Origin of the sequence: Psychrobacter sp. CAL346-MNA-CIBAN-0220 (assembly GCF_040309805.1) — a bacterium.
GTDB lineage: Bacteria > Pseudomonadota > Gammaproteobacteria > Pseudomonadales > Moraxellaceae > Psychrobacter.
Map to the genome: position 1 here is coordinate 1 of NZ_JBEOPF010000454.1, position 258 is coordinate 258.

The window sequence follows — 258 nt, forward strand, 5'->3', positions numbered from 1 at the left end:
GTCGATGTTGAGTGTTATTTTTGCGTTTTTATTCGTTGATTTGTTTGATACCTCAGGCACGTTAGTTGCGGTAACTCAGAAGGCTGGTTTAGCAGATAAAAACGGTAATATGCCGCGTTTAGGTCGTGCATTAAGCGCCGACAGCACAGCAACTATTGCAGGTGCAATGCTCGGTACTTCAACAACCACGTCATACATTGAGTCTGTTGCAGGTGTATCTGTTGGTGGTCGAACGGGTTTGACCGCTGTGGTTGTGGG

The 258-nt window shown here is 46.5% G+C and carries 1 protein-coding gene; it reads left to right on the top strand.

Features of this window, described 5'->3' with window-relative positions; genetic code table 11:
* The coding region (locus tag AAEY88_RS14345) for a solute carrier family 23 protein (protein WP_350563470.1) at nucleotides 1–258 on the top strand (258 nt) is incomplete at both ends.